A 24,571-nucleotide genomic window follows, 5' to 3' on the forward strand; every position below is an offset into this window, starting at 1 on the left:
GACGACTTCGGGTATACTATTTTCCCGTCTTGGTTATTCCATCGTCTTTAAACCTAAACTCTCAGGTTCAGCATGACAACGAATTATATTTTTGTGACCGGCGGGGTTGTTTCCTCTCTGGGCAAAGGCATTGCCGCAGCCTCCCTCGCAGCCATCCTTGAAGCACGTGGTCTGAATGTGACCATCATGAAACTCGATCCGTACATCAACGTCGATCCGGGTACCATGAGCCCGACACAGCACGGTGAAGTGTTCGTCACCGATGATGGGGCCGAAACCGATCTGGATTTAGGTCACTACGAGCGTTTCATTCGCACCAAAATGTCTCGCCGTAACAACTTTACGACCGGTCGTATTTACTCAGAAGTACTGCGCAAAGAGCGTCGCGGTGACTATCTGGGTGCCACGATTCAGGTCATCCCGCATATCACCAATGCGATCAAAGAACGCATCATTGAAGGTGGCGAAGGCCACGATGTGGTTCTGGTTGAAATTGGCGGTACTGTCGGTGATATCGAGTCACTGCCGTTCCTCGAAGCCATTCGTCAGATGGCGGTTGATGTGGGCCGTGAACACACCATGTATATGCACCTGACGCTGGTGCCGTATATGGCGGCTGCAGGCGAAGTGAAAACCAAGCCAACCCAGCATTCAGTGAAAGAGCTGCTGTCGATCGGTATTCAGCCAGACGTGCTGATCTGCCGTTCAGATCGCGCTGTGCCGGCTAATGAACGCGCTAAAATCGCGCTGTTCTGTAACGTTCCGGAAAAAGCGGTTATTTCCCTGAAAGATGTGGATTCCATCTACAAAATCCCTGGCCTGCTGAAATCGCAGGGTCTGGATGACTATATCTGTAAGCGTTTCAACCTGAGCGCACCGGAAGCGAACCTGGCCGAATGGGAACAGGTTATTTACGAAGAAGCCAATCCGGGCGGCGAAGTGACCATTGGTATGGTCGGCAAATATGTCGAACTGCCCGATGCGTACAAATCAGTAATTGAAGCGCTGAAGCACGGTGGATTGAAAAATCGTGTGACCGTGAACATCAAGCTGATCGACTCGCAGGATGTGGAATCACGCGGTGTCGAAATTCTGAAAGATCTCGATGCTATCCTGATCCCTGGCGGCTTCGGCTACCGTGGTGTGGAAGGCAAAATGCTCACTGCGCAGTACGCCCGTGAGAACAACATCCCTTATCTGGGCATCTGCCTGGGTATGCAGATTGCGCTGATGGAGTTCGCACGCAATGTGGCCGGGATGGAAGGCGCCAACTCAACTGAATTTGTGCCAGACTGTAAGTACCCGGTGGTTGCGCTGATCACCGAATGGCGTGATGAAGAAGGTAACGTTGAGCAGCGTAGTGAGCAGAGCGATCTGGGCGGCACCATGCGCTTGGGAAGCCAGCAGTGCCAGCTGACGCCAGGAAGCAAAGTGCGCCAGCTGTACGGTTCTGACGTGATTACTGAACGTCACCGCCATCGTTATGAAGTGAACAATCTGCTGTTAAAGCCGATTGAAGCGGCGGGTCTGCATATTGCGGGCCGTTCCGGTGATGACCAACTGGTGGAGATCATTGAACTCCCGAATCATCCGTGGTTCGTAGCCTGTCAGTTCCACCCGGAATTTACGTCGACCCCGCGTGATGGTCATCCGCTGTTCGCTGGCTTTGTTAAAGCCGCGCAGGAGCACCAGAAGCGGTTAGCGAAGTAAGAGTTTAACGAACAGCGCGCGAACTTTTCGCGCGTTGTTTGTCTTAGGATTGACTAACTTGTACTGAGGAAAATCGAATGTCCAAAATCGTAAAAGTCATCGGTCGCGAAATCATCGACTCCCGTGGCAACCCGACTGTAGAAGCAGAAGTGCATCTGGAAGGCGGTTTCGTTGGTCTGGCTGCTGCGCCATCAGGTGCTTCAACCGGTTCTCGCGAAGCACTGGAGCTGCGTGACGGTGACAAATCTCGTTTCCTGGGCAAAGGTGTAACCAAAGCGGTTGCAGCTGTTAACGGTCCTATCGCTGCTGCGGTAACCGGTAAAGATGCCAAAGACCAGGCGAACATCGATAAGATCATGATCGAGCTGGACGGTACTGAGAACAAATCTAACTTCGGCGCTAACGCCATTCTGGCTGTTTCTCTGGCTGCGGCTAAAGCGGCTGCGGCTTCTAAAGGCCTGCCACTGTATGCGCACATCGCTGAACTGAACGGCACCCCAGGCAAATTCTCTATGCCTCTGCCAATGATGAACATCATCAACGGTGGTGAGCACGCCGACAACAACGTCGACATCCAGGAATTCATGATTCAGCCAGTTGGCGCGAAAAACGTGAAAGAAGCCATCCGTATGGGTTCTGAAGTTTTCCACAACCTGGCAAAAGTACTGAAAGCCAAAGGCATGAGCACTGCAGTGGGTGACGAAGGTGGCTACGCGCCAAACCTGGGTTCAAACGCTGAAGCTCTGGCTGTTATCGCTGAAGCGGTAAAAGCAGCCGGTTACGAGCTGGGCAAAGACATCACCCTGGCGATGGACTGTGCAGCATCTGAATTCTACAAAGACGGCAAATATGTGCTGGCTGGCGAAGGTAACAAAGCCTTCACCTCAGAAGAGTTCACGCACTTCCTGGAAGACCTGACTAAACAGTACCCAATCGTGTCTATCGAAGACGGTCTGGATGAATCTGACTGGGCGGGCTTCGCTTACCAGACTAAAGTTCTGGGCGACAAAATCCAGCTGGTTGGTGACGACCTGTTCGTGACCAACACCAAGATCCTGAAAGAAGGTATCGATAAAGGCATCGCTAACTCCATCCTGATCAAATTCAACCAGATCGGTTCTCTGACCGAAACTCTGGCTGCAATCAAGATGGCGAAAGACGCAGGCTACACCGCGGTGATTTCACACCGTTCAGGTGAAACTGAAGATGCGACCATCGCTGACCTGGCGGTCGGTACTGCTGCAGGCCAGATCAAAACCGGTTCTATGAGCCGTTCTGACCGTGTTGCTAAGTACAACCAGCTGATTCGTATCGAAGAAGCGCTGGGCGACAAAGCCCCGTTCAACGGTTTGAAAGAAGTTAAAGGCCAGTAATGGTCTGCTGATGTGGCCTGACCGGCTGCATCATCGCTGATAAAGCCCCGCCTCGTGCGGGGCTTTTGCTTTTTGCTGCGAAGCAGCTGTGAACCGACGGCGAAAATCTGCCATAATCTGCGCCTCGAATTTTAGACGTGAGTAAAAAATGTTCTACCCGATTAACGAAATGTTCCAGACCCTGCAGGGTGAAGGTTTTTACACCGGTGTTCCGGCGCTGTTCATCCGCTTGCAAGGATGTCCGGTGGGCTGTAGCTGGTGTGATACCAAACATACCTGGGAAAAGCTGGCCGATCGGGAGACATCGCTTGGCGATATTCTGGTGAAAACCGTGGAGAGCGACGCCTGGGGCAGCGCTGATGCGGCAATGCTGATTGAGACCATTCAGCGCCAGGGTTGGACCGCGCGCCATGTGGTGATCACTGGCGGCGAACCGGCGATTTTCGATTTGCGCCCGTTAACAGAAGCGCTTGAAGCCGCAGGCTTTGACTGCCAGATTGAAACCAGTGGCACCCATGAAGTGCAGTGCTCAGAAGCCACTTGGGTGACGGTTTCACCCAAAGTGAATATGCGTGGCGGTTATGATGTGTTGCCGCAGGCGTTGCAGCGAGCCGATGAAATTAAACATCCGGTGGCGCGTGAGCGTGATGTGGAAGCGTTAGATGCGTTGCTGGCCGGTCTGCACGACGATAAAAAACGCATTGTTGCGCTGCAACCGATCAGTCGTGGTGATGCGGCAACTAAACTCTGCATTGAGACCTGTATTGCCCGCAACTGGCGCCTTTCAATGCAGACACACAAGTATTTGAATATCGCCTGATAAGCCTGGTGCGCATCAACGCGCACCCGACGAAAACCGCACCAAGGATTTGAAGGCCATGCCCGACGAAACCGCACCAAGGATTTGAAGGCTATGCCCGACGAAATCGCATCTGGAATTTGATGGCCATGCCCGGCGAAATCGTACGGACGGTCGGTTTTCATTGTAGCGACCATGCCAATCACCGCACTGATTCAGCCATGTATGGCGACCGTCTGGCAACGGTTTATCCGTCTCGGAAGTTGACGGTCTCAGCCGCGATAGACACAACCTGCAGTACAGGTCTCTTTAATCATCACTGCGCTCAGCTCTGGCAAGATCGGCTTCATCTGATCCCAAATCCATTTCGCCAGCACTTCGCTGGTCGGGTTTTCCAGGCCAGGAATATCGTTAAGATAGTGATGATCAAGACGATCATAAATTGGCTTAAACGCCGCCTTCAGTTCGGCAAAATCCATTACCCAACCGGTATGCGCATCCACTTCACCGGTGATTTCCAACCGTACCAGGAACGAATGGCCATGCAGGCGACCACACTTATGCCCTTCAGGCACATGCGGTAAGCGGTGGGCTGATTCGAACTGGAACTCTTTAAATAGCGTGGTAGACATAATGGCTCTCAGACTTAAAAACCGCCGAATTCTACCTGAATCACAGATTTTTCGCACCCGCTACGAGTGAAAAGGGCATTTTGCGGCATCGATCTCACCATGCCTAATCTAATGCATTGAATAAAAACGGATTTATTTACCACTTTTGCCGATTAACTTTACCCGAAAAACCACTTAGTCATTTTGGTTATTTAATATGTCGAAGGCTTATTTAATCGTTAATATACAGCCCGGTAACCTACCCACTCTTCCGCCACCGATTGGTCCGGACTTCATACACTGGAATGTTTAACGCGATGACGACTCAGGCACCAGGTTCAATGCTCCCGCTTAATCCCGAGCAACTCGCGCGCTTACAGGCGGCGACCACGGATTTCAACACCACCCAGATGGCCTGGCTCTCTGGCTATTTTTGGGGCATGGTCAACCAGACACCCGGTGCCGCCGCTGCGCCTGCACCGGCTCAGGCTGAGACGCCGACCATTACGCTGATCTCCGCTTCGCAGACCGGTAACGCACGTCGCCTGGCTGAGCAACTGCGCGACGACCTGCTGGCCGCCAAGCTGAACGTCAATCTGGTCAATGCCGGCGACTACAAATTCAAACAGATCGGCCAGGAAAAATTGCTGGTGGTGGTGACCTCGACGCAAGGTGAGGGTGAGCCGCCAGAAGAAGCTGTTGCGCTGCATAAATTCCTGCTGTCGAAGAAAGCGCCGAAATGTGAAGGGACCGCTTTTGCCGTATTCGGCCTCGGCGATACCTCCTACGAATTCTTTAGCAAAGCCGGTAAAGACTTTGATGAGCGCCTGGCTGAGCTGGGTGCAGAACGCCTGCTGGATCGCGTTGATGCCGACGTGGAATATAAAGAGCAGGCCGCTGCCTGGCGTCAGCAAATCACTGAGATTCTGAAAGCGCGTGTACCCAGTGCGCCCTCTGCCGTAGCGGCAGTGGCCTCGACAGGCGCCGTCAACGAAATCCACAGTAGCCCATACAGCAAAGAAGCGCCGCTCACGGCCAGCTTCGCCGCGAACCAAAAAATCACCGGCCGCGATTCAGATAAAGATGTACGTCATATTGAAATCGACCTTGGTGATTCCGGCCTGCGCTATCAGCCGGGTGATGCGTTGGGTGTGTGGTTTGAAAACGACGCCGAGCTGGTGCAGGAGTTGCTGCAACTGGTTTGGTTGAAAGGTGACGAAGCGATTGAAGTGAACGGCGAAACCCTGCCGCTGGCGGAAGCACTGCAAAAGCATTATGAGCTGACGGTGAATACTCCGCAGATCGTCGAGCAGTATGCAGCGTTGTCACGTAACGATGCGCTGCTGGCGCTGGCAGGTGATAAACCAAAGCTGCAGAGCTATGCGCAGAGTTTCCCGATTGTCGATATGGTGCGTCAGGCACCGACGGAATTGAATGCGGAACAACTGACCGGGCTGCTGCGTCCGCTCACGCCGCGCCTCTACTCTATCGCCTCGTCACAAGCGGAAACCGATACCGAAGTGCATATCACGGTGGGTGCGGTGCGCTACGAAATTGATGGTCGTCAGCGCGGCGGTGGTGCATCAACCTGGCTGGCGGATCGCATCGAAGAAGACGGTGATATTCGTGTGTTTATTGAACACAACGATAACTTCCGTCTGCCAGCGAATCCGGAAACGCCGGTGATTATGGTCGGCCCAGGCACGGGCATCGCACCGTTCCGCTCCTTTATGCAGCAGCGTGATAACGACGGCGCGAGCGGTAAAAACTGGCTGTTCTTTGGTAACCCGCACTTCACCGATGATTTCCTCTATCAGGTGGAGTGGCAGAGATACGTTAAAGACGGCTTGCTGACTAACATTGATTTAGCGTGGTCACGCGACCAGGCTGAGAAAATATACGTACAAGATAAAATCCGCGCGAAAGGGGCGGAAGTGTGGCGCTGGATTGAAGAGGGCGCGCACCTTTACGTCTGTGGTGACGCTAATCGCATGGCGAAAGACGTCGAGCAGGCATTACTGGATGTGGTGGTCGAACACGGCGGCATGGATCGTGAAACGGCTGACGAATTTTTAAGTGAGCTGCGCATTGAGCGCCGTTATCAGCGAGACGTTTACTAATGAGCGAAAAACATCCTGGACCGCTGGTCGTTGAAGGCAAGCTAACTGACGCTGAGCGTCTGAAAAAACAGAGTAACTACCTGCGTGGCACCATCCTCGAAGACCTTGATGATGGCCTGACCGGCGGCTTTACCGGCGATAACTTCCTGCTGATCCGTTTTCACGGTATGTACCAGCAGGATGACCGCGATATCCGCGCCGAGCGTGCCGCACAGAAGCTGGAACCGCGCCATGCCATGATGCTACGTTGCCGTTTGCCGGGTGGCATCATCACGCCAACTCAGTGGCTGGCGATTGATAAGTTCGCCACCGATAAAACCATTTATGGCAGCATCCGTCTGACTAACCGCCAGACCTTCCAGTTCCACGGCATTCTGAAAAAGAACGTGAAGCCGACGCATCAGATGCTGCATGAAGTCGGTCTTGACGCGCTGGCCACCGCCAACGATGTTAACCGTAACGTGTTGTGTACCTCAAACCCGGTGGAGTCTGAGCTGCATCAGGAAGCCTATGAGTGGGCGAAAAAACTCTCTGAGCATCTGCTGCCGCAAACCCGTGCTTACGCCGAGATTTGGTGGGACAAAGAGAAAGTCGCGACGACCGATAAAGAGCCGATCCTCGGCGAAACCTATCTGCCGCGTAAATTCAAAACCACAGTGGTGGTGCCGCCGCATAATGATGTCGATCTACATGCCAACGATCTGAATTTCATCGCTATTGCGGAGAAAGGCAAACTGATTGGCTTTAACCTGTTAGTCGGCGGTGGACTGTCGATCGATCACGGTAACAAAGCGACGTATGCACGTACCGCCAGCGAGTTTGGCTTCTTGCCCGTAGAGAAGATTCTCGACGTGGCCGCAGCCGTTGTGACGACGCAGCGTGACTGGGGTAACCGCACCGATCGTAAGAATGCGAAGACCAAGTACACACTGGAGCGCGTGGGTGTTGAGACCTTTAAAGCGGAAGTGGAAAAACGTGCCGGTCTGACGTTTGAACCGATTCGCCCCTATGCTTTCACCACGCGCGGCGACCGTGTTGGCTGGGTGAAAGGCATCGACAAAAAATGGCATTTGACGCTGTTTATCGAAAACGGTCGTTTACTGGATTATCCCGGTCGTCCGCTCAAGCGCGGCATTGCCGAGATTGCCAAAATTCACCAGGGCGATTTCCGCCTCACCGCCAACCAGAACCTGATTGTGGCGGGCGTGCCGGAGAAGCAAAAAGCGCAGATTGAAGCCATCGCCCGTGAACACGGTTTGATGGAAGCGGTGACGCCGCAGCGCGAAAACTCCATGGCTTGCGTGGCATTCCCGACTTGCCCACTGGCGATGGCGGAAGCCGAGCGCTTCCTGCCGTCCTTCGTCACCAAAGTCGAAGAGATCATGCACAAGCATGGTGTCGGCGAAGAGCACATCGTGCTACGCGTTACCGGTTGCCCGAACGGTTGTGGCCGTGCTTTGCTGGCAGAGTTAGGTCTGGTGGGTAAAGCACCGGGCCGTTACAACTTACACATTGGCGGCAACCGCATGGGCACGCGCATTCCGCGTATGTACCGCGAGAACATCAACGAAGGCGAAATCCTGGCCAGCATCGACGAACTGGTCGCGCGCTGGGCAACCGAGCGCCACGCTGATGAAGGCTTTGGTGACTTCGTGATTCGCGTCGGCATTATCAAAGCCGTGGTTGATCCCGCCCGTGATTTTTGGGACTCGGAGGTAGTATGACGGTATTGGATCTCGCAGCACTGAATAGCGGCAGTAAAGTCGATCGCATCATGGCGTTGGCGGAAAGCAACGTGCAGCTGGAGAAGCTCTCCGCTGAGCAGCGCGTCAGCTGGGCGCTGGAAAACCTGCCCGGTGCGTTTGTGCTCTCTTCCAGCTTTGGTATTCAGGCGGCGGTTTTGCTGCACATGGTGACGCAGCAGAAACCGGATACCCCGGTGATCCTGACCGATACTGGCTACCTGTTCCCGGAAACCTATCGCTTTATTGATGAGCTGACCGAAAAGCTCAATCTCAATCTGCAAATCTTCCGCGCGGAGACCTCTCCCGCGTGGCAGGAAGCGCGCTACGGCAAACTGTGGGAGCAGGGTGTTGAAGGGATTGAGCAGTACAACCAGATTAACAAAGTCGAACCGATGAACCGCGCACTGGAAACCTTGGGTGCGCAGACGTGGTTTGCCGGCCTGCGCCGCGATCAATCTGGCAGCCGTGCCAGTTTGCCGGTGCTGGCAGTGCAGCGTGGCGTGTTCAAGATTCTGCCGATCATTGACTGGGACAATCGCCAGGTGCATCAGTACTTGACGCAGCACGGCCTGAAATACCACCCGCTGTGGGATGAAGGCTATTTGTCGGTCGGCGATTCGCACACCACGAAGAAGTGGGAACCGGGCATGGCTGAGGAAGAGACGCGCTTCTTCGGCCTGAAGCGCGAGTGCGGGTTGCACGAGGGTTAATTGATTTGGTCGGCATTAATGCCGACCTTACAGACTCGTCATAGGGAGCGCATTGATGCGCTCCTTTTTATTAAATCCCTTTTAACCCAGCAAACGCTTCCGCAGCACGCGTCACGTTTACTTTTGTCACGTCATAATGCGCGACTGCCACAAACGGATCTTCCGCCAGAATGCTGTCTAAGCGGGCGCGATCCATATCCTTCACCAACACCATGCCGCCCGTGCGCGGATCCTTACGGCCTGCCGCAATAAAATCGCCGCTGTCAAAATAACGATCCAGCCATTCAATATGCGGTGCCAGCAGCGCATCGGCTTCTTCTGCCGGACGGAAATAGTTCAGATACACCACGTACATAGCAAATCCTTAAGTTGTTGGGTTGGCCAGCTCGGTGAGCAGTGGCAGTAAGATCTTCACGCTGTCGCGTGTGCGTTGGGTAATGCGACCCGGTAACCAGCGATCCAGATAAGTGAGATTATCCCGGTCCGTTTGATGTCGTACGTTGCCATCCGGGAAGTGGCTGGAGTGCGCCCGCTGCTGCGCGCCATCTTTATTACCCAGCGCCCAGTTCGCCGCGGTGACATCCAGCAACGGCATCCCGGCTTTATCGAACGGGTTGACGCCAGGATAGTCACGCGGAGCCAGGGTGTGGCTGGCGGCTGAAATGCCGTAGCGACGAGCCAGCTGCAATGCACGTGCACTGGTTTGCTTGCGCACCGCTGAGGGGGTGTTAGTACCACTGTTAAAGTAGAGATGATCGCCAACGATCAGGCTGTTCAGATCAATCACTAACAGGGTGTTTTTCTTCTCCTGCACGCTCATGCGCGACAGGTAATCGTCCATGCCATGCAGCCCGGCTTCACCGGCACTCAAGGCGACAAAGCGAACACCGTAATGCAGTGGGGTTTTACTCAACTGCTGTGCCAGTTCCAGCATCACGCCCAAGCCTGAGGCATTATCATCGACACCTTGCAGACGCAGACCGCCAAGATTGTTATCCGCTTCGTGGCGGCTGAGCGGCGTCCAGGTATCCAGATGCGTGACGATCAGGATTTCCTGCGGCACGCTTCCCGCCCGAGCGGCAATCACCGAGGTGGCGGAGACTTTGCGCGGGCGCGTCTCGCCTTTGCGCTCTGACCAGTTGTAGCTGGTGTTGAACTGGCGGGTGTTGCTCTTGTAGCCCAGCTCGGTGAACTGCTGTTGCAGATAATCGGCGGTCATGAGTTCGGCAGGGCTGCCGCTCATGCGGCCGGGGAAATAGGTGGCAATGTGGCGCAGTTGCTGTTCAGCAAAATGCCCAGGCGTGTAAGGGGCAGCTTGGGCAAAGAAAGGCAAACCGCCCGCGATCAGTGCAGCCAGCACGGTGCGGCGGAGAGTGGCAAACATAGTAATGGTCCTTTTCTGACATCCCGTCATGCTAAAAAAATTCTGAGTTAGTATGAAACTGTGACCGCGTTTGCACAATTTGAATTGCTCCGAAACACCAGCAATATCATTTGTTAAGCACAAATTGTTATCAGCAATCCTGGGCCGTTATTCCATTCGGTAACTACTAATGCTAATTCGTAATTTCATCTGCCAGAAGGTGGGAAAGTATAGTCGCGTTAACTTATTGTAAAACTAGCAAGGTTAACGTGGATTATCTGCCTCTCTTTGCCGATCTCAAAAACCGCCCGGTGCTCGTTGTCGGCGGTGGCGAAATCGCTGCGCGTAAAATCGAACTGCTGCGTCGCGCCGGTGCGCGCGTGCTGGTGGCAGCGCGCGATCTCGGCCATGAGTTGCAGGCGCTGCTGGATATTAACGCGATTGAGTGGATCGCCTCCAGCTTCGAACCAACACAACTCGACGGCGTATTTCTGGTGATCGCTGCCACCGATGACAATGCGCTTAACGCGCAGGTGTTTGATGCGGCGAATGCGCGTCACAAGCTGGTTAACGTGGTAGACGATCAGCCGAAATGCAGCTTTATCTTCCCATCTATTGTTGACCGCTCTCCCTTAGTGGTGGCGATCTCCTCCAGTGGAACGGCCCCAGTTTTGGCGCGCCTGTTGCGTGAAAAAATTGAGGCGCTGTTGCCCGCTAATCTCGGTCAGATGGCTGAAGTGGCAGGGCAGAGGCGCGACAAAGTGAAACAGCGCTATCGCAGCATGTCTGAACGCCGTCGCTTCTGGGAACGGGCATTCAATGGTCTTTTCGCCAGCCAGATGTCTGCTGGCAACGTCAATGAAGCGCGCCGAACCCTCGATCGTGAGCTGGAAAACAACACCGATAACCAGGGCGAAATCACGCTGGTGGGCGCAGGGCCAGGTGACAGCGGTTTGCTGACCCTGCGCGGTTTGCAAGTGATGCAACTGGCCGATGTGGTGCTGTATGACCATCTGGTGAGTGACGAGGTGCTGGAGCTGGTTCGCCGCGATGCCGATCGCATCTGTGTGGGCAAACGTGCCGGGGCGCACTCGGTTTCACAGGAAGAGACCAACGCCATGCTGGTCGAACTGGCACAGCAGGGCAAACGCGTGGTGCGTCTGAAAGGTGGCGATCCCTTTATCTTTGGCCGTGGTGGTGAAGAGTTGCAGGCGGCGAAAGCGGCAGGCATTCCTTTCCAGGTGGTGCCGGGCATTACCGCCGCCGCAGGCGCGACCGCCTATGCGGGTATCCCACTGACTCACCGCGACCACGCGCAGAGCGTGCTGTTTGTTACCGGCCATCTGCGCAGTGACAGTGCAGGCATTGACTGGCCTTCGCTGGCGCGTGCGCGTCAGACGCTGGCGATTTATATGGGCACGATGAAAGCAGCGGAAATTGCTGCGGGCCTTATCGAACATGGACGCGCAGCCACCACGCCAGTGGCGGTGATCGGTTGCGGTACGCGTCAGGATCAGCAAGTGCTGACCGGAACATTAGATCAACTTGAGGCGCTGGCTGCAGCCGCGCCCACGCCAGCACTGATCGTGATTGGCGAAGTGGTGAATTTACACGGGCAACTCGCCTGGTTCCAACATTCGGCACAGCAGGGGGCTCGCGAGTCCGCCGTTGTCAATTTGGCTTGAGGAAAAATTATGGACCAAAATCGACTTACTCATCTGCGCCAACTGGAGGCAGAGAGTATCCATATCATCCGCGAGGTAGCGGCCGAGTTCAGTAATCCGGTGATGATGTACTCCATCGGTAAAGACTCTTCGGTGATGCTGCATCTGGCGCGTAAGGCCTTCTATCCGGGCACGCTGCCATTTCCGCTGCTGCATGTTGATACCGGCTGGAAATTCCGTGAAATGTACGAATTCCGCGATCGCACGGTGAAAAACATGGGTGCAGAACTGCTGGTTCACCGCAACCCGGAAGGCGTGGCGATGGGCATCAACCCGTTTGTGCACGGCAGCGCCAAGCATACCGATATCATGAAGACCGAAGGTCTGAAGCAGGCGCTGAACAAATACGGTTTTGATGCTGCTTTCGGCGGTGCACGTCGTGATGAAGAGAAATCTCGCGCCAAAGAACGTATCTACTCGTTCCGCGATCGTTTCCACCGCTGGGACCCTAAAAACCAGCGTCCAGAACTGTGGCACAACTACAACGGCCAGATTAACAAAGGCGAAAGCATCCGCGTGTTCCCGCTCTCCAACTGGACCGAGCTGGATATCTGGCAGTACATCTTCCTCGAAAACATCGAAATTGTGCCGCTCTACCTTGCTGCACCGCGTCCAGTGCTGGAGCGCGATGGCATGTTAATGATGATTGATGACGATCGTATCGATCTGCAGCCAGGCGAAGTGATCAAGCAGCGCATGGTGCGTTTCCGCACCCTCGGCTGCTGGCCGCTGACCGGTGCGGTGGAGTCTGAAGCACAGACGCTGCCGGAAATTATTGAAGAGATGCTGGTCTCCACCACCAGTGAACGCCAGGGACGTGTGATTGACCGTGACCAGGCCGGTTCGATGGAAATGAAGAAACGTCAGGGTTATTTCTAAGGAGACGCAGATGAATACCGTAATTGCACAACAGATTGCCGATCAGGGCGGCGTAGAAGCCTGGCTGACCGCGCAACAACATAAAAGCCTGCTGCGTTTCCTGACCTGCGGTAGCGTGGATGACGGCAAAAGTACCTTGATTGGCCGTCTGCTGCACGATACGCGCCAGATTTATGAAGATCAGCTGTCATCACTGCATAACGACAGCAAACGTCACGGTACGCAAGGTGAGAAGCTGGATCTGGCGCTGCTGGTGGATGGCCTGCAGGCCGAGCGCGAGCAGGGCATCACCATTGATGTGGCCTACCGCTACTTCTCCACCGAGAAGCGTAAGTTCATTATCGCCGACACGCCGGGACATGAGCAGTACACCCGTAATATGGCGACCGGTGCTTCGACCTGTGATTTAGCGATTCTGTTGATTGATGCGCGTAAAGGCGTGCTGGATCAAACCCGTCGTCACAGCTTTATCTCCACGCTGCTGGGGATCAAACACCTGGTGGTGGCCATCAACAAGATGGATTTGGTGGATTACAGCCAGGAGACCTACGAGCAGATTAAGCAGTCTTATCTTGATTTCGCAGAACAGCTGCCTGCCGATCTGGATATCCGCTTTGTGCCGATGTCTGCGCTGGAAGGGGATAACGTTGCGACGCCAAGCGTCACCATGCCTTGGTACAGCGGCCCAACGCTGCTTGATGTGCTGGAAACCGTAGAGCTGAACCGCGTGGTGGATCATCAACCGATGCGTTTCCCGGTCCAGTACGTGAACCGTCCGAACCTCGATTTCCGTGGCTATGCCGGGACGCTGGCATCGGGCACGGTGCAGGTGGGCCAGCGCGTCAAAGTGCTGCCATCTGGCGTGGAATCTACCGTCTCTCGCATCGTTACTTTTGATGGCGATCTACAGGAAGCGGCGGCTGGCGAAGCGATTACGCTGGTGCTGAAGGATGAAATCGACATTAGCCGTGGTGATCTGCTGGTCGATGCCGGTGCCGACCTGCAAGCGGTGCAATCCGCTACAGTGGATGTGGTGTGGATGGCGGAACAGCCTCTGCAGCCAGGCCAGAGCTATGAAGTGAAGATCGCGGGCAAGAAAGCGCGTGGTCGTATCGAGAAGATCATTCACCAGGTTGAGATCAACACCCTGGAGAAACGTGCAGTGGAAAGCCTGCCGTTGAACGGTATAGGTCTGGTGGAAATCACCTTTGATGAGCCGATGGTGCTGGATGCCTATCAGCAGAACCCGGTTACCGGTGGCATGATCTTTATTGATCGTCTGAGCAACGTGACCGTGGGGGCGGGGATGATCAACCAACCGCAGACCGAAGTGCGCGCCCAGGCTGGTCAATTCAGTGATTTTGAGCTGGAGTTGAATGCGTTGGTGCGTCGTCACTTCCCACACTGGAACGCACGCGACCTGCTGGGTGGCAAGTAATGGCGCAACACGACGAAAACGTGGTGTGGCATGACCATCCTGTCACGCGGGAAGAGCGTGAACAGCAGCACGGCCATCAAGGCGTGGTGCTGTGGTTCACCGGGCTTTCGGGCTCGGGAAAATCCACGGTGGCGGGTGCGCTGGAGCAGGCGCTGCATCGCGTAGGTGTCAGTACTTATCTGCTGGATGGGGATAACGTGCGCCACGGTCTGTGCCGTGACCTCGGTTTCAGCGATGACGACCGCAAAGAGAACATCCGGCGTGTGGGTGAAGTAGCGAAACTGATGGTGGATGCCGGGTTAGTGGTGTTAACCGCCTTTATTTCGCCCCATCGCGCTGAACGCCAGATGGTGCGCGAACTGCTCGGCGCAGGACAGTTTGTTGAAGTGTTTGTTGATACCCCGTTGGCGGTGTGCGAAGCGCGCGATCCTAAAGGTTTATACAAAAAGGCCCGCGCTGGTGAGTTACGCAATTTCACCGGCATCGACAGCGTTTATGAGGCACCAGACGCGCCAGAAATCCATCTTGATGGGGAACAATTGGTTACAAAACTGACCGCCCAATTGTTAGACCTCCTGCGCCACCGCGATATCATCAGATCCTGAACCGACAGCGGCAAATCTCTTTGGGTTTGCCGCGTTTTAGCGTCAACAGGATCTCTATGCAGAACGTTACCCCCATGCTGACACGCAAAGATGAACGCACCCCGGATGAGCCGATCTCATCATTGCCGGGTGGCGTGATTGGCTTTCTCTCGTACTGGTGCGCACTGGCGATTCCGTTCATGCTCTACGGCTCCAACACGTTATTCTTCTTCCTGTATACGTGGCCGTTCTTCCTCGCGTTGTTGCCTGTTTCTGTTCTGATCGGCATCGTACTCAGCCTGATGATTCGGGGCCGTCTCATCGTGAGTGGGGTAATCACCGCCATCGTCGTCGTGTGCCTTTTCTGGCTGTTGTTCTCATTTCTCTCTGGTTGGTAACGCCCACCTGATGTGTAAACGCATCGGCAGGTTACAAAACTTTACCTGCCGTCCCGTTATTATTTGTACAGGCAACGGTCAATGCGCGGCATTTTCGCTGCGACTGTGGAGTCCTGTGCGAAGTTATGGGATGATTGGGCCGTTTTTCAGGGGGCGGGGATGGGAAAACTGACGCTACTGTTGCTCGTGCTGCTGGGATGGCTTCAATATTCTCTGTGGCTGGGTAAGAACGGTATTCATGATTATACGCGCGTCAATGAAGACGTCGCGTCACAACAGGCGAATAACGCCAAACTCAAAGCGCGTAACGATCAGCTGTTTGCCGAAATTGACGATCTCAATGGCGGTTCTGAAGCGATCGAGGAACGCGCACGCAATGAACTGGGCATGATTAAGCCCGGCGAGACTTTCTATCGCCTGGTGGCAGACCAGAACAAACGTAACGCGCAACAAGCTGCGCAAAATCAACAACGATAAACCATGAACAACCTCTCTTCCCTTGCGGATGTGATTGCCGTGGTGCCTGCCGCGGGCGTCGGCAGCCGCATGCAGGCTGCTTGCCCCAAACAGTATCTGACCATCGGTCAATTTACCCTTCTTGAACACAGCGTTGCGCGCTTAATGGCGCACCCAGCGGTGAAGCAAGTGATTGTGCCCATCAGCCCCGACGACGGCTGGTTCGACTCACTGCCTCTGGCGCAGGACCCGCGCGTATTGCGGGTGACCGGCGGTGACACGCGCGCCGAATCGGTACTGGCCGGATTACAGGCGATTAAACACCACGAGTGGGTGCTGGTGCATGATGCGGCGCGTCCGTGCCTGCATCCTGATGACCTGGCGCGGCTGCTGGCGATTCGTGAATACAGTAAAGTCGGTGGAATCCTTGCGGCACCGGTGCGAGACACCATGAAGCGCGCTGAGCCGGGCAAAACAGCCATTGCCCATACCGTTGAGCGCGAAGATTTATGGCACGCGCTGACGCCGCAATTTTTCCCGCATCCACTCCTGACCGCATGCCTGACGCGCGCCCTCAATGAAGGCGCTACCATTACTGATGAAGCCTCGGCGCTGGAATACTGCGGCTATCATCCAGAGTTGGTGAGTGGACGCAGCGACAATATCAAGGTGACGCGGCCAGAAGATCTGGCGCTGGCGGCCTTCTATCTAACCCAGATTGATTTAAAGGAGCGCGCATGATGCGTATCGGTCACGGTTTTGACGTTCACGCTTTTGGCGGCGAAGGTCCGTTAGTGATTGGCGGGGTGCGAATTCCCTTCGAGCACGGTTTTATTGCCCACTCAGACGGTGATGTGGCGCTGCACGCGCTGACCGATGCCCTGCTGGGCGCGGTGGCGATGGGCGATATCGGCAAGCTCTTCCCGGATACCGATCCAGCATTCAAAGGTGCGGATAGCCGTGGCCTGCTGCGCGAAGCCTGGCGTCGTATCCAGTTGAAAGGCTATCGCATCGGCAACGTTGACGTCACCATCATCGCTCAGGCCCCGAAAATGTTGCCACATGTGCCACAAATGCGCGTCAACATCGCCGAAGATCTGGGGTGCCATATGGATGACGTCAACGTCAAAGCGACCACCACCGAAAAGCTTGGCTTTACCGGTCGCGGTGAAGGCATTGCCTGCGAAGCTGTGGCGCTGCTGGTAAAGGCTGATTAAGGATGAGTGAGCTGCTTTACCTGCATGGCGTACCGAGCGCAACGGGCGTCATTAAAGCCAATCCCGAAGATTTTGTGGTGATTGAGGATCTTGGCTATCCCTATGATGGCGAAGGTGAGCAGGTGCTGGTGCGCATCCGTAAAATCGGCTGCAACACTCGTTTTGTGGCGGAAGCCATCGCCAAATTTCTGGGTGTGCATCAGCGCGACATGAGCTATGCCGGCATGAAAGATCGTCATGCGGTGACGGAGCAGACGCTGTGTTTCCGAGTGCCGGGCAATGGCATGCCAAATCTGGCAGGCTTCCAGTTGGAAGGTGTCGAGATCCTGCAGGTGATCCGCCACAAGCGCAAACTGCGTACGGGCGCGCTGGCGGGCAATGCATTCCGTTTGGTGGTCAGGCAGGTCTCTGACCGCGCCGAGGTGGAAGGGCGGCTGCAACGTATCCAGCAAGGCGGTGTGCCTAATTATTTTGGCGAGCAGCGCTTTGGACGCGGCGGTAATAACCTGACGCAGGCCAGGCTGTGGGGGGAAGAAAAATTCCGTCCACGCGATCGCAGCATGAAAGGTATTTTGTTATCTGCGGCGCGCAGCCACTTGTTCAATCAGGTGACCAGTGCACGCCTGCAACGTGATGGCGCGCTGGATCGCGTGCAAGTGGGTGACGCATTACAACTGGCCGGGCGTGGTAGCTGGTTTGTAGCGCAGGCAGAAGAGCTGCCTGACTTACAGCAACGCGTGGATAATCATGGGTTGCGTATTACCGCACCGTTGCCGGGTCGTGGTGATTCAGGTCCTCAGGGCGAGGCGCTGGCTTTCGAGCAACACACGCTGACTGCGGCCACGGATCTGCTGACCTTGCTCGATCGCGAAAAAGTGGATGCTGCACGCCGCGCAATGCTGGTGGTGCCGAAAGATCTAAGCTGGAACTGGTGGGATGATGTGACGCTGGAAATGCAGTTCTGGTTGCCTGCCGGGAGTTTCGCCACCAGCGTGGTGCGTGAACTGCTGAGCAACGGTGCCGCTGCGCCTATCAGTGACGAATAAGCTTTTAATCTGTTTAATAGCCCGGCTCCAACGCCGGGTTTTTTCACGCTCCGGCTGCGCATTGTTGCGGCAAACGCCGTAAGTTCCGTGATTTACGTCTACCACTTCCCGCGCCTCACCGCTAGAATGCAAACATCCTTGCCTCTCATTTAGGGCGTCAGAACGATGACGATCTGGAGAGTCAGGGACCCGTTGAATGAACAAAGGTCAGGAACCGATGCGGATATTGCTCAGCAACGACGATGGTATTCATGCTCCCGGCATTCAGACGCTGGCTCGCGCACTGCGTGAGTTTGCGGAAGTGCAGGTTGTCGCGCCCGATCGCAATCGTAGCGGCGCATCAAATTCCCTGACGCTGGAAACACCGCTGCGCACCTTCACCCATGAAAACGGGGATATCGCGGTGCAGATGGGTACACCGACTGACTGCGTGTTTCTCGGGGTCAACAAACTGATGCAACCGCGCCCGGATATTGTGGTTTCGGGGATCAATGCCGGCCCCAACCTGGGTGACGATGTGATCTATTCTGGTACCGTGGCGGCGGCGATGGAAGGCCGACATCTCGGATTGCCCGCGCTGGCTGTCTCGCTGAATGGACATCAGCATTATGCTACCGCTGCCGCCGTGACCTGTACGCTGTTGCGTGCCTTGTCGCACAAACCGCTGCGTACTGGGCGTATCCTGAATATCAATGTGCCTGACGTGCCGTTAGCCGACATCAAAGGTTTTCGCGTCACACGCTGCGGCAGCCGCCATCCTGCCGATCAGGTGATCTGTACCGAAGACCCGCGCGGCCACACGCTTTACTGGATTGGCCCGCCAGGGGAAAAGCTTGATGCTGGCCCCGATACCGATTTCGCGGCGCTGGATGCGGGTTATGTCTCACTGACTGCACTGCATGTGGATTTGACGGCACACGCGGCGCAAGAGGTATTAAGTGACTGGCTGATCCAGGCTGAGGACGTTCTGGCATGGTGAACCGGCGTATCGAAACGCTGTTAGAGCAACTGCGTGCACAAGGGATTCTCGATGAGCATTTGCTGAAAGCCATCGCAGATGTCCCGCGTGAGCGCTTTATCGATGAGGCGTTTGAACACAAAGCCTGGGAAAACGTTGCGCTACCGATTGGTAACGGACAGACAATTTCACAGCCCTACATGGTCGCGCGCATGACGGCCTTGTTGGAACTGAACCCGGAATCGCGCGTGCTGGAAATTGGCACCGGTTCTGGCTATCAAACTGCCATTCTGGCACATCTGGTTAATCACGTTTATTCCGTGGAACGGATCAAAGGGTTGCAGTGGCAGGCCAAGCGCCGCCTCAAACAACTCGACCTGCATAATATCTCCACGCGACACGGCGACGGCTGGCAAGGCTGGGCGGCACGTGGACCCTTTGACGCCATTATCGTCACGGCGGCTCCCCCTGAAATTCCGACTGCGCTGATAGCGCAATTAGGAGAGGGTGGCAGAATGGTGCTGCCAGTGGGCGAAGATCAGCAGGTATTGAAGCGTTTACGTCGTCAGGGTGATGAATTTGTTGAAGAAATCATCGAGCCCGTCCGCTTTGTGCCGTTAGTTCAAGGCGATCTGGCCTGAGCCGTCGCTACGTAATTCTTCACAACTGTTACATGGCACGGCGCAGTTGATATTGTTACTATCCTTGTTAATCAATGCGAAAGACCGTTTTCAACCTACTCAGTAGTGAAAAATGCGGTCATCGCGGTCATACAGTTTTATCCAGGATTGCCATAACGGGGGATCAATGAGCACGGGAAGCACAACATTTCAATTACGCCGTTTGGCGGCACTTTCACTGGTCGGTTTTTGGTTGGCGGGCTGTAGCTCTGGCGACAATACTCAGGCACCGATTAGCCAGATTGGCGGCGGTGGTGCGGACAGCGGTATGTCTTCTGCGCCGAGTGGCGGCATGCTCTCATCCCAGAACAGCACGGTGCCTGCCATGCCACACGGAGGAATGTTAAGCGGTGGTACACCATCGGCTGCACCCTCAGGTGGAATGGTTAGTGGCAATAATAATGTTGTCACGCAAAATGGTCGCATCGTGTACAACCGCAATTATGGGAATATTCCTAAAGGCAGTTACGGTGGTGAAACTTACACCGTTAAACGCGGTGATACGCTCTTCTACATTGCCTGGATTACCGGCAATGACTTCCGCGACCTGGCGCAACGCAATAACGTCCCGGCCCCGTATGGCCTGGAAGCTGGGCAAGTTCTGCAGGTTGGCAACGGTAATGGCCAGACTATTACCGGTGGTAACGCGATAACCGCAGCGGACGCCACGCAGGGCGGAGTGCCGGTTGCATCCAACCAGACGCAAATTAAATCTGCCCCTGTTGCACAGCAACCTGTTATTACGTATTCTGATGATTCGGGTTCGTCAGGCAGTAAATTGCTGCCGTCGAAAGGGGCAAATAATGTGGCAACGACCACAGCTCCGGTTACCGCACCGCCTACAGTCAGCAGCACGACTAACAGCACAACACCAGTGGGAAGCTGGCGTTGGCCGACTGATGGGAAGATCATCGATAACTTCTCCGCTGCGGAAGGCGGAAATAAAGGGATCGATATCGCCGGTTCGCGTGGACAACCTGTCGTCGCCACTGCATCAGGAAGGGTGGTATACGCAGGCAACGCGCTCCGTGGGTACGGTAATTTAATCATCATCAAACACAATGATGATTACCTGAGCGCCTACGCCCACAACGACTCTATGCTGGTCCGGGAACAACAGGAAGTTAAGGCGGGGCAAAAAATAGCTACCATGGGTAGCACCGGAACCAGTTCAGTAAGATTACATTTTGAAATTCGTTACAAGGGGAAATCCGTAAACCCGTTGCGTTATTTACCGCAGCGATAATCCGGCAGAACCTTGGTGTTCTGCCCTTGGATCACGGGTAGGAGCCGCTTATGAACCAGAATACGCTGAAAGTTAACGAGTTACATGAAGATGCGGAATTCGAGGAGAACGGAGCTGAGGTTTTTGATGAGAAGGCTCTCGTTGAGAACGAACCTGGTGATAGCGAAGTAGCTGAAGAAGAGCTGTTGTCACAGGGTGCGACGCAACGCGTTTTGGATGCGACGCAGCTTTACCTCGGTGAGATTGGTTACTCTCCTTTGTTAACGGCGGAAGAAGAAGTGTTCTTCGCTCGTCGTGCATTGCGAGGTGATATTCCTTCTCGCCGCCGCATGATAGAAAGTAATTTACGCTTGGTGGTGAAGATTGCCCGTCGTTATAGCAATCGTGGTCTGGCGCTGCTGGATCTGATTGAAGAGGGTAATCTCGGCCTCATCCGTGCCGTGGAGAAGTTTGACCCAGAACGTGGGTTCCGTTTCTCGACATACGCCACCTGGTGGATTCGTCAGACTATTGAACGGGCGATCATGAATCAAACCCGTACCATCCGTCTGCCGATCCACATCGTTAAAGAGTTAAATGTTTACCTGCGAACCGCGCGTGAACTTTCGCATAAGCTTGATCATGAGCCGAGTGCAGAAGAGATTGCCGAGCAGCTAGACAAGCCGGTTGATGACGTAAGCCGTATGCTGCGTCTCAATGAGCGTATTACCTCGGTTGACACACCGCTGGGTGGAGATTCCGAAAAAGCGCTGCTGGATATCCTGGCCGATGAGAAAGACAACGGTCCGGAAGACACCACGCAGGACGATGATATGAAACAAAGCATCGTTAAGTGGTTGTTTGAATTGAATGCCAAGCAGCGTGAAGTGCTGGCACGTCGTTTCGGCCTGTTAGGCTATGAAGCGGCGACGCTGGAAGATGTAGGCCGTGAAATCGGGTTGACCCGTGAGCGTGTCCGTCAGATTCAGGTTGAAGGCCTGCGTCGTCTGCGTGAAATCTTGCAGACTCAGGGCCTCAACATTGAAGCACTGTTTCGTGAATAAATAACATCTGTGTGTAAAAAAAGCGGTGGTGTAAACCACCGCTTTTTTATTGCTTGTTGTTTTTCCCTCCTCACTATCGACATCCTCTCGCATTATTTTTGGTACTAATCAAGCCCCCAACCTCGTCCGCATGTTCACAAATTGGCGGATTATCCCTGGTAACCTTTATCTCCTTGCCAGCGTTTCTATTACGTTGTCAATGACGGAAAAGTTTTCTGCCTGTCTCTGTGACATTTTCGTCCCTGACTTAGCAATCATTTCACCTGCTAAAAATAACAACGAATATGGAGATCTAAGCATGGAACTGAGAACGTTAATTGATCCCGCTTATTATGGGAGGTCATCATGATGGCGCAAACGCCACCCGCATCGCAGCAAGTTTCCCGTATGGTTTTAGGTATGCCGATCGCATTGATTTGGGGATATATTGCGATGGCGATTTTTATGACGGGGGACGGTATTGAATTAGCCTATTTATCCCGCCATTTGGTCGACGCGGGTTATACGGAAAAACAAGTTTCACTGGTCTTCACGCTTTATGCCTTCTGTGCCGCAGTGTCGAGTTGGCTTTCTGGTGGCATCAGTGAAATTTACGGCCCAAAGAGAGTGATGTTGACAGGTGTCGTCTGGTGGATGGTACTGCATACCGTATTTGTCACATTGGGTATCGCAGAGAACAATTACAGCATGATCCTGTTCAGCTATAGCCTGCGTGGATTTGCCTACCCGCTATTTTTCTACGGTTTCTATGTATTAGTTGTTCAGCGCACCCCGGAGAATCGCCTTGCTTCGGCTACCGGGTGGATATGGTCGATGTTTACTATTGGCTATGGCATCGTCGCAACCTTTCTCTCCGGGATTACCGTCCCTCACTTTGGTTTCATCACAACACTGTGGCTCTCGTTAGGCTTTGCGGCAGTGGGAGGCGTCATTACGTTATTTGCCGTTAAGAGCAGCGTAAGAGAGGGAGGTGTTAAACGTGCCAGCCGGTCAGAGAAATTACGCGAAGTGTCACGCGGTATTACCTTGATCTTCGAAGATCGCAGCATGTTTCTCGCACTCATTATTCGTATCCTCTGTAACTTATCGCTGTTTGGATTACCGGTATTCATGCCTATTTTCTTCACCCGTGAACTGGGCTATTCCACCGAGCAGTGGGCTACGATTTGGGGCGTATTCTTTTTGGTGCAACCTTTCACTAACGTCATTTGGGGCATTATTGGCGACCGTATTGGATGGTTATTCCAGATGCGCTGGTTTGGCTTCTTTGGTTGCACCTTGACCACATCGGCATTCTATTTTCTGCCATCAATGTTTCCTGGAAATATGGTGATTGCCGTGGTTTGCTCGCTGCTCCTGGCTTTGACCTTAACCTCATTCGTTCCTATGGGGGCGATTTTTCCCATGCTGGCACCTCAGCATAAAGGCGCGGCAGTATCGGTACAAAACCTCGGGGGTGGTATTGGCAACCTGATCGGCCCAGCGGTTGCAGCCCTGCTGTTCAGTCTGTCCCTCGATATCAAACATGTGATTGTGACCTTTTCACTGTTGTATTTGACGGGCGGAATACTGACCTTCTTCATCCGTAATCCACAACCTGCGCGCCATGATAATGAGCCTGCGCAGTTGGAACCGTCTTTAACGACTAAGGGGACATCATGAGTCATTCATTTTCGTTGCATCAACAGGTTGCCATTGTTACTGGCGCAGCTTCAGGGATTGGCTTGGCGATTGCTCAGCAACTCGTTGCGGCAGGGGCAAAAGTGGCCATGGTTGATCGTGACAGCACCGTAATCGAAAAAGCACATCAAATGGGGAATGATTCCCGAGGCTATATATTTGATTTGATGCTGGTCGATAAGCTTGAAGAGTTAATTAAACAGATCCATGGTGATTTTGGGCAAATTGATATTTTAATCAACAATGCAGGTATAGGGATTCTGGAACCCGTTGGTGAGGTTAAGGTAGAGAGTTGGAATGCCACGATGTTGATTAATCTCACTGCACCGTTCTTCCTCGCGCAACACTGTTCACTTTTAATGCAGCAACGCCGCTATGGCCGAATTATTAATATTGCTTCGCAGGCGAGCGTGATTGCGTTGCAGGATCATGCAGCATATTGCACCAGCAAAGCCGGTGTGGTCTCTTTCACTAAAGTGATTGCTGCAGAAATGGGGCCATTCGGTATTACCTGTAATGCAATTTCACCTACTGTAGTCGAAACGGAACTGGGTAAACGCTACTGGCATGGCGAACGAGCGGAACAAATGAAAAATAAAATTCCGGTGCGCCGCTTTGCTTCTACAGAAGAGATTGCCGGTGCCGTGCTTTATCTCAGTAGCCATACTGCGGGAATCATCAATGGTGAGAATTTGGTGGTAGATGGAGGATACAGCGTCATCTGACCACTCTCGCTTCGTCATTATTGTGATTGTGGTTACCACAAGTTCACAAGTCAGAAAGGGTGCCCC

24 protein-coding genes are annotated in these 24,571 nt (G+C 54.1%); 21 read left to right on the top strand and 3 right to left on the bottom strand.

Features of this window, described 5'->3' with window-relative positions; translation table 11 throughout:
- Positions 1–72: 72 nt before the first annotated feature.
- From pyrG to queE, 3 genes are all read left to right on the top strand, one after another.
- Positions 73–1,710 (top strand): glutamine hydrolyzing CTP synthase, encoded by a 1,638-nt coding sequence (gene pyrG, locus QMZ30_RS22820; protein WP_283229013.1) that lies wholly within the window; start codon positions 73–75, stop codon positions 1,708–1,710.
- Positions 1,711–1,787: 77 nt separating this feature from the next.
- Entirely contained in the window at positions 1,788–3,083 is a 1,296-nt protein-coding gene (gene eno, locus QMZ30_RS22825) for a phosphopyruvate hydratase (protein ID WP_034823037.1), read from the top strand.
- A 148-nt stretch (positions 3,084–3,231) separates the two neighbouring features.
- On the top strand, positions 3,232–3,903 hold the full coding sequence (gene queE, locus QMZ30_RS22830; RefSeq protein ID WP_283229014.1) for a 7-carboxy-7-deazaguanine synthase QueE: 672 nt from the start codon (positions 3,232–3,234) through the stop codon (positions 3,901–3,903).
- A 251-nt stretch (positions 3,904–4,154) separates the two neighbouring features.
- On the opposite strand, the gene queD is transcribed toward queE, so the two are convergent.
- Entirely contained in the window at positions 4,155–4,514 is a 360-nt protein-coding gene (gene queD / locus QMZ30_RS22835) for a 6-carboxytetrahydropterin synthase QueD (protein WP_039330734.1), read from the bottom strand.
- Positions 4,515–4,810: 296 nt separating this feature from the next.
- Between queD and cysJ the strand changes: the two genes are divergently transcribed.
- Genes cysJ through QMZ30_RS22850 form a run of 3 tightly spaced genes read left to right on the top strand, consistent with a single transcriptional unit; the run spans position 4,811 to position 9,068 of the window.
- The gene (cysJ, locus tag QMZ30_RS22840; RefSeq protein WP_283229015.1) at positions 4,811–6,613 is read left to right on the top strand and encodes an NADPH-dependent assimilatory sulfite reductase flavoprotein subunit; all 1,803 of its coding nucleotides are present in this window, start codon (positions 4,811–4,813) and stop codon (positions 6,611–6,613) included.
- Complete coding sequence (gene cysI / locus QMZ30_RS22845; protein ID WP_283229016.1) at positions 6,613–8,337, top strand: assimilatory sulfite reductase (NADPH) hemoprotein subunit; 1,725 nt, start codon at positions 6,613–6,615, stop codon at positions 8,335–8,337. The genes cysJ and cysI overlap by 1 nt, the downstream gene beginning before the upstream one ends.
- A complete protein-coding gene (locus tag QMZ30_RS22850) occupies positions 8,334–9,068 on the top strand; it encodes a phosphoadenylyl-sulfate reductase (protein WP_283229017.1) in 735 nt (244 codons plus the stop codon). Before cysI ends, QMZ30_RS22850 begins: the two co-directional genes overlap by 4 nt.
- 70 nt (positions 9,069–9,138) lie before the next feature.
- Here the strand turns inward: QMZ30_RS22850 and QMZ30_RS22855 are convergent, their stop codons facing one another.
- Both QMZ30_RS22855 and QMZ30_RS22860 read right to left on the bottom strand, forming a co-directional pair.
- Positions 9,139–9,423 carry a YciI family protein gene (locus tag QMZ30_RS22855; protein WP_039330743.1) on the bottom strand — a complete coding sequence of 95 codons (285 nt, stop codon included), beginning with the start codon at positions 9,421–9,423 and terminating at the stop codon, positions 9,139–9,141.
- Between the two features lie 9 nt (positions 9,424–9,432).
- Complete coding sequence (locus QMZ30_RS22860; protein ID WP_283229018.1) at positions 9,433–10,452, bottom strand: aminopeptidase; 1,020 nt, start codon at positions 10,450–10,452, stop codon at positions 9,433–9,435.
- Positions 10,453–10,700: 248 nt separating this feature from the next.
- Here QMZ30_RS22860 and cysG point away from each other — a divergent pair, with 248 nt between their 5' ends.
- From cysG to QMZ30_RS22935, 15 genes are all read left to right on the top strand, one after another.
- Positions 10,701–12,116, top strand: a complete 1,416-nt coding sequence (gene cysG / locus QMZ30_RS22865; RefSeq protein WP_283229019.1) for a siroheme synthase CysG — start codon at positions 10,701–10,703, stop codon at positions 12,114–12,116.
- 9 nt (positions 12,117–12,125) lie between these two features.
- A complete protein-coding gene (gene cysD / locus QMZ30_RS22870; protein ID WP_034823008.1) occupies positions 12,126–13,034 on the top strand; it encodes a sulfate adenylyltransferase subunit CysD in 909 nt (302 codons plus the stop codon).
- A gap of 10 nt (positions 13,035–13,044) precedes the next feature.
- A complete protein-coding gene (gene cysN, locus QMZ30_RS22875; protein WP_283229020.1) occupies positions 13,045–14,472 on the top strand; it encodes a sulfate adenylyltransferase subunit CysN in 1,428 nt (475 codons plus the stop codon).
- Entirely contained in the window at positions 14,472–15,077 is a 606-nt protein-coding gene (gene cysC / locus QMZ30_RS22880; RefSeq protein WP_058973650.1) for an adenylyl-sulfate kinase, read from the top strand. Before cysN ends, cysC begins: the two co-directional genes overlap by 1 nt.
- 56 nt (positions 15,078–15,133) lie before the next feature.
- The gene (locus QMZ30_RS22885) at positions 15,134–15,454 is read left to right on the top strand and encodes a DUF3561 family protein (protein WP_039330753.1); all 321 of its coding nucleotides are present in this window, start codon (positions 15,134–15,136) and stop codon (positions 15,452–15,454) included.
- A 159-nt stretch (positions 15,455–15,613) separates the two neighbouring features.
- A complete protein-coding gene (gene ftsB / locus QMZ30_RS22890) occupies positions 15,614–15,931 on the top strand; it encodes a cell division protein FtsB (protein WP_039330755.1) in 318 nt (105 codons plus the stop codon).
- 3 nt (positions 15,932–15,934) lie between these two features.
- Positions 15,935–16,651 carry a 2-C-methyl-D-erythritol 4-phosphate cytidylyltransferase gene (gene ispD, locus QMZ30_RS22895; RefSeq protein ID WP_283229021.1) on the top strand — a complete coding sequence of 239 codons (717 nt, stop codon included), beginning with the start codon at positions 15,935–15,937 and terminating at the stop codon, positions 16,649–16,651.
- Positions 16,651–17,127 (top strand): 2-C-methyl-D-erythritol 2,4-cyclodiphosphate synthase, encoded by a 477-nt coding sequence (ispF, locus tag QMZ30_RS22900; RefSeq protein ID WP_039330832.1) that lies wholly within the window; start codon positions 16,651–16,653, stop codon positions 17,125–17,127. Before ispD ends, ispF begins: the two co-directional genes overlap by 1 nt.
- A 2-nt stretch (positions 17,128–17,129) precedes the next feature.
- The gene (truD, locus tag QMZ30_RS22905) at positions 17,130–18,173 is read left to right on the top strand and encodes a tRNA pseudouridine(13) synthase TruD (RefSeq protein WP_283229022.1); all 1,044 of its coding nucleotides are present in this window, start codon (positions 17,130–17,132) and stop codon (positions 18,171–18,173) included.
- Between the two features lie 217 nt (positions 18,174–18,390).
- Positions 18,391–19,152 (top strand): 5'/3'-nucleotidase SurE, encoded by a 762-nt coding sequence (surE, locus tag QMZ30_RS22910; protein ID WP_283229036.1) that lies wholly within the window; start codon positions 18,391–18,393, stop codon positions 19,150–19,152.
- Positions 19,146–19,772 (top strand): protein-L-isoaspartate(D-aspartate) O-methyltransferase, encoded by a 627-nt coding sequence (locus tag QMZ30_RS22915; RefSeq protein WP_039330762.1) that lies wholly within the window; start codon positions 19,146–19,148, stop codon positions 19,770–19,772. The genes surE and QMZ30_RS22915 overlap by 7 nt, the downstream gene beginning before the upstream one ends.
- Before the next feature lie 166 nt (positions 19,773–19,938).
- Entirely contained in the window at positions 19,939–21,057 is a 1,119-nt protein-coding gene (gene nlpD / locus QMZ30_RS22920) for a murein hydrolase activator NlpD (RefSeq protein ID WP_283229023.1), read from the top strand.
- 50 nt (positions 21,058–21,107) lie between these two features.
- Entirely contained in the window at positions 21,108–22,100 is a 993-nt protein-coding gene (gene rpoS, locus QMZ30_RS22925; RefSeq protein ID WP_039330767.1) for an RNA polymerase sigma factor RpoS, read from the top strand.
- Between the two features lie 345 nt (positions 22,101–22,445).
- Positions 22,446–23,762 carry an MFS transporter gene (locus tag QMZ30_RS22930; protein ID WP_283229024.1) on the top strand — a complete coding sequence of 439 codons (1,317 nt, stop codon included), beginning with the start codon at positions 22,446–22,448 and terminating at the stop codon, positions 23,760–23,762.
- Positions 23,759–24,505, top strand: coding sequence for a GolD/DthD family dehydrogenase (locus tag QMZ30_RS22935; protein WP_283229025.1), 747 nt, complete (start codon positions 23,759–23,761; stop codon positions 24,503–24,505). Before QMZ30_RS22930 ends, QMZ30_RS22935 begins: the two co-directional genes overlap by 4 nt.
- Positions 24,506–24,571: the final 66 nt, after the last annotated feature.

This window comes from Pantoea sp. EA-12, from assembly GCF_030053355.1.
GTDB classification, from domain to species: Bacteria; Pseudomonadota; Gammaproteobacteria; order Enterobacterales; family Enterobacteriaceae; genus Pantoea; species Pantoea vagans_C.

What these genes read in the sequence shown, in the direction of transcription:
- queD (WP_039330734.1), bottom strand. Translation starts at nt 4,514, where the DNA reads ATGTCTACCACGCTATTTAAAGAGTTCCAGTTCGAATCAGCCCACCGC.
- cysC (WP_058973650.1), top strand. Translation starts at nt 14,472, where the DNA reads ATGGCGCAACACGACGAAAACGTGGTGTGGCATGACCATCCTGTCACG.
- truD (WP_283229022.1), top strand. Translation starts at nt 17,130, where the DNA reads ATGAGTGAGCTGCTTTACCTGCATGGCGTACCGAGCGCAACGGGCGTC.
- QMZ30_RS22850 (WP_283229017.1), top strand. Translation starts at nt 8,334, where the DNA reads ATGACGGTATTGGATCTCGCAGCACTGAATAGCGGCAGTAAAGTCGAT.
- cysD (WP_034823008.1), top strand. Translation starts at nt 12,126, where the DNA reads ATGGACCAAAATCGACTTACTCATCTGCGCCAACTGGAGGCAGAGAGT.
- cysI (WP_283229016.1), top strand. Translation starts at nt 6,613, where the DNA reads ATGAGCGAAAAACATCCTGGACCGCTGGTCGTTGAAGGCAAGCTAACT.
- QMZ30_RS22915 (WP_039330762.1), top strand. Translation starts at nt 19,146, where the DNA reads ATGGTGAACCGGCGTATCGAAACGCTGTTAGAGCAACTGCGTGCACAA.
- rpoS (WP_039330767.1), top strand. Translation starts at nt 21,108, where the DNA reads ATGAACCAGAATACGCTGAAAGTTAACGAGTTACATGAAGATGCGGAA.
- QMZ30_RS22885 (WP_039330753.1), top strand. Translation starts at nt 15,134, where the DNA reads ATGCAGAACGTTACCCCCATGCTGACACGCAAAGATGAACGCACCCCG.
- nlpD (WP_283229023.1), top strand. Translation starts at nt 19,939, where the DNA reads ATGAGCACGGGAAGCACAACATTTCAATTACGCCGTTTGGCGGCACTT.
- queE (WP_283229014.1), top strand. Translation starts at nt 3,232, where the DNA reads ATGTTCTACCCGATTAACGAAATGTTCCAGACCCTGCAGGGTGAAGGT.
- QMZ30_RS22855 (WP_039330743.1), bottom strand. Translation starts at nt 9,423, where the DNA reads ATGTACGTGGTGTATCTGAACTATTTCCGTCCGGCAGAAGAAGCCGAT.
- ftsB (WP_039330755.1), top strand. Translation starts at nt 15,614, where the DNA reads ATGGGAAAACTGACGCTACTGTTGCTCGTGCTGCTGGGATGGCTTCAA.
- ispD (WP_283229021.1), top strand. Translation starts at nt 15,935, where the DNA reads ATGAACAACCTCTCTTCCCTTGCGGATGTGATTGCCGTGGTGCCTGCC.
- ispF (WP_039330832.1), top strand. Translation starts at nt 16,651, where the DNA reads ATGCGTATCGGTCACGGTTTTGACGTTCACGCTTTTGGCGGCGAAGGT.
- eno (WP_034823037.1), top strand. Translation starts at nt 1,788, where the DNA reads ATGTCCAAAATCGTAAAAGTCATCGGTCGCGAAATCATCGACTCCCGT.
- pyrG (WP_283229013.1), top strand. Translation starts at nt 73, where the DNA reads ATGACAACGAATTATATTTTTGTGACCGGCGGGGTTGTTTCCTCTCTG.
- cysN (WP_283229020.1), top strand. Translation starts at nt 13,045, where the DNA reads ATGAATACCGTAATTGCACAACAGATTGCCGATCAGGGCGGCGTAGAA.
- QMZ30_RS22935 (WP_283229025.1), top strand. Translation starts at nt 23,759, where the DNA reads ATGAGTCATTCATTTTCGTTGCATCAACAGGTTGCCATTGTTACTGGC.
- QMZ30_RS22860 (WP_283229018.1), bottom strand. Translation starts at nt 10,452, where the DNA reads ATGTTTGCCACTCTCCGCCGCACCGTGCTGGCTGCACTGATCGCGGGC.
- QMZ30_RS22930 (WP_283229024.1), top strand. Translation starts at nt 22,446, where the DNA reads ATGATGGCGCAAACGCCACCCGCATCGCAGCAAGTTTCCCGTATGGTT.
- cysJ (WP_283229015.1), top strand. Translation starts at nt 4,811, where the DNA reads ATGACGACTCAGGCACCAGGTTCAATGCTCCCGCTTAATCCCGAGCAA.
- surE (WP_283229036.1), top strand. Translation starts at nt 18,391, where the DNA reads ATGCGGATATTGCTCAGCAACGACGATGGTATTCATGCTCCCGGCATT.